General features: G+C 41.1%; 2 protein-coding genes and 1 pseudogene. All 3 read left to right on the forward strand.

What is annotated here, in order from left to right; translation table 11 throughout:
• Positions 1-891: pseudogene (locus WKF69_RS18760) on the forward strand (SusC/RagA family TonB-linked outer membrane protein); the annotation flags it as partial.
• Positions 892-907: 16 nt separating this feature from the next.
• Complete coding sequence (locus WKF69_RS18765) at positions 908-2,419, forward strand: RagB/SusD family nutrient uptake outer membrane protein (protein ID WP_340383967.1); 1,512 nt, start codon at positions 908-910, stop codon at positions 2,417-2,419.
• 8 nt (positions 2,420-2,427) lie between these two features.
• The coding region (locus tag WKF69_RS18770; RefSeq protein WP_340383969.1) for a fasciclin domain-containing protein at positions 2,428-3,728 on the forward strand (1,301 nt) is incomplete at its 3' end.

Here is a 3,728-nt window from a genome sequence, read left to right on the forward strand (position 1 = left end):
ACTCCCTATAAAAGCAAAAATCTGTCAATAGATATCAACTTCAATATCGCGCACAATGAAAATAGCATTCGTGAAATCTCTGAGTTTTATCCTACAGAAAAAGGAAATATAACCCGGAACGGCGACTATAAAACCTTCATGCAGGTAAACAATCCCTTTGGATCGTTCTATGGTTTCCGCAGGCTTGGCGTGTATACTGACCTGCAAGCAACCGAAGCTAAAAGTGATGCAGGTAAACCGATTGTAACCCCTGCCGGGCAGCAAGTATATATGCGTTTCAACTATCCTGCTACAGATTATACATTTCAACCCGGCGATGTTATGTATGATGATATAAATTCCGATGGCAATATCGATTACCAGGACGTGGTTTATTTAGGAAACAGCAATCCATCTTTTACGGGAGGTTTCGGTGCAAGTGCTTCCATTAAAGGCAGTCTGAAAATTACCGCCTTTTTTAATTACAGATACAAGTATGACGTAGTGAATGGAACAAAAATGACTACCACAAACATGTACTGGTACGATAATCAAAGTACCGCCGTAATGAGGAGGTGGCGTAAGCCTGGTGACGTAACCGACATCCCGAGATCACTCTTTCAATCTGGTTATAATTGGTTAGGCTCAGATTTTTATGTGGAAGATGCCTCTTTCTTGCGTTTCCGCACCTTAACTGTGAGATACACTTTCCCTAAGAAGCTTGTTGATCGGATCAAAATTAAAAACTTAAGTGGCTATCTTACGGCAGAGAATCTATTTACCTGGACAAAATATACGGGACAGGATCCTGAGGTTAGCATGCGCGGTGCCGATCCATTTCGCGTAGCAACGGATAATTCAATGACACCGCCTGTAAAAATGTTAACTCTTGGCTTAACCGGATCATTTTAAAGTATAACTGACTATAATGAATAGGATCAAAAAAAATCTTGTGAAGCTTTTATTCTTCTTCGTATTTATATCTTTTTTTTCGTGTAATAAGTTTTTAGATAAGAAGCCTAAGGATGGCATTATTCGCGAGAATTTCTGGAAGACAAAGGAACAGGTACAAGCTGCTGTAAATGGTTGCTATGCTTCTTTTTTAGGGGCTCCCACAGGCATAATTGACAGACCTTTGACCGAATATTTTTTTCTATGGGGAGAGTTACGGGCAGATCTATTAGCCCCTTACACAGGGATAACCAGTGAAGAACTCGATATCATGAATGTGAATATTCTTTCCACTAATGGTATTACTAACTGGCGTTCTATTTATAGAACGATTAACTACTGCAATACTGTTATTGATTTTGCACCTGATGTATTAACGAATGACCAGACATTTACCCAGGAGGCACTTAATGCTGCCTTAGGAGAAGCAAAAACGCTTAGGGCATTAATGTATTTTTATCTTGTCAGAAGTTTCAGGGATGTTCCTCTAAAACTAAAGTCTACATCCAGCGATGCGCAGTTAGAGCAGCTAACTAAAAATACCGCCGCTGAAGTTCTTGACCAGGTTGTAAAAGATCTTTCTGAGGCAGAGGCCGGTGTTCCTTTAGCATATAACAACCCCGTACTTGACAAAGGCAGGGTGGCCCGGTATGCCGTAAATGCTATACAGGCAGATGTGTATCTATGGATGGAGAAATATCCGGAAGCCATTGCAGCATGTGATAAGATTATCAACTCTGGTCGCTTTGGATTGATAGCCGGCGACGATAAGTGGTTTAATACCTTATATGCAAACGGAAATTCTAACGAAAGCATCTTTGAGGTTCAGTACGACCGCTTAAAATTGAACTCGTTTTACACAATGTTTCGTACCAAACCCAGGTACCTTGCTTCCAATGTTGTGCTTGATCCTGACAATGGTCTTTATCAGGTAGATCGCGCTAATGATTTAAACAAAGACATTAGGGGAGATGGGGCTGCAGCCCGGTTCTCGGATGGATTGATATGGAAGTATATCGCGATTGATAATAATTCTTTCCGTGCTCAGGAGGAATCTTTTGCTCATTGGATATTTTATCGCTATGCCGATGTGTTGTTAATGAAAGCCGAGGCTTTAGCGCTCACCAGTAAAGGGCAAGAGGCTTTGGACATCGTAGCAAGAATTCGTCAGCGTGCAAAGGCGTTACCACAAACCGCCAATAACGTTTCAGCGTCGGATACGGAAGGCATTTGTGATTATATTTTAGAGGAGAGGGCTCGTGAATTTGCTTATGAAGGAAAGAGATGGTACGATCTGTTGCGCCATGCCAAGAGAAATAAGTATAAACGTATAGACTTACTGCTCACTTTGGTTTCTCATTCGGTTATGCCTGTCAATCAACAATCAGCTATTACAAAGTTTAAAGATGTAAACAGTCACTATTTTCCGATATACCAATATGAATTGCAAACAGATAAGAATTTAGTTCAGAATCCATTTTATAATTAATGATTGTTATGAAAACAAGACATTCCTTCAAAATATTAGGGTCACTTATAGTACTCGTAATTAGTTGCCTGGCGGCGTGTAAGAAACTCAACATAGTTACGACTACTGCAAAGAGCCAAAATATCTATAGTTATCTTACAAGCAACCCTGATCAATTTTCGGAGTTTGTAAAGATGCTGGATAAAACAGGCTATCGTGACTTCCTTAAAGCCTATGGCACATATACATGCTTTGCGCCTGACAACAATGCAGTATTAAGCTATCTCAAAGAAACAGGTAAGGCTTCTATAGATGCGTTTACTGATGATGAACTAAAGAACATAGTAAAGCTGCATTTAATTCAGGATACGGTAAAAACGGTGAGCTTCACAGATGGCAAACTATCGCAGGTGACGATGCTGGGTCAATATTTAATTACGGGAGTTAGTAATGCAAACGGAGTTTCAACTTATACAATAAATAGGCAATCGCTGGTTACTCAACCCAACATCTATCTTTCTAACGGGTATATACATGTAATCGATCATGTATTAAAACCAGCCACTAAAACCGTGGCACAACTAATAGAAGCAAATCCGAATTTTTCGATTTTTACCCAGGCCCTGAAAGAAACCGGCTATTACGATTCGCTCAACATAGTAAATAACCCTGATACAACAAGGCGGTTTCTCACGGTGATAGCTGAAACGAATAAAGCTTTGCAAGATTCTGGAATAAACAGCTACGCCGCTTTAAAAGCGAAGTACTCTAAAACGGGTGATCCCAGGCGGGCAGACGACAGTTTACATCTTTATGTAGCTTATCATATTATTTTTGATGCGAAGTATATAGCCGATATAGTAAGCGCACAGTCGCAAACCACCCTTGCCCCACTTAATGTATTATTAACCAAGCTGGATGATCAAACAATTTTGATAAACGATCTCGATTTTAACGGAGTACATGAAAAAGGAATAGTGATAGAGAGGGCCTCCAGTGATGTAACGGCTACTAACGGGGTGGCACACACTGCGCTCGCCCATTTTACAATAAAAAATCGATTGCCGGTGCGGGTAGACTGGGATGTTGCCGATCAGCCGGAGTTGAGGAAACTTACGTCAATATTTCGCAAACTCACCGCAGTTCCTAACAGTCCCGGCGGATATGGTCCATTCCCTTTGGGTTTCTTCAAAGACATTACCTGGCAACCGGGCGCTTCGCAGGGTATTTCGTATGGCTGTACCGGCCCTACCAATACGAGTTGGTACCAATGGTGGGGAGATGTGATGATTATGCCTATGTCTACTACTGCCACCAATGCCAGGGCGAG

The sequence above is a fragment of the Daejeonella sp. genome (assembly GCF_037719425.1).
In the GTDB taxonomy this organism is placed as follows: domain Bacteria; phylum Bacteroidota; class Bacteroidia; order Sphingobacteriales; family Sphingobacteriaceae; genus Daejeonella.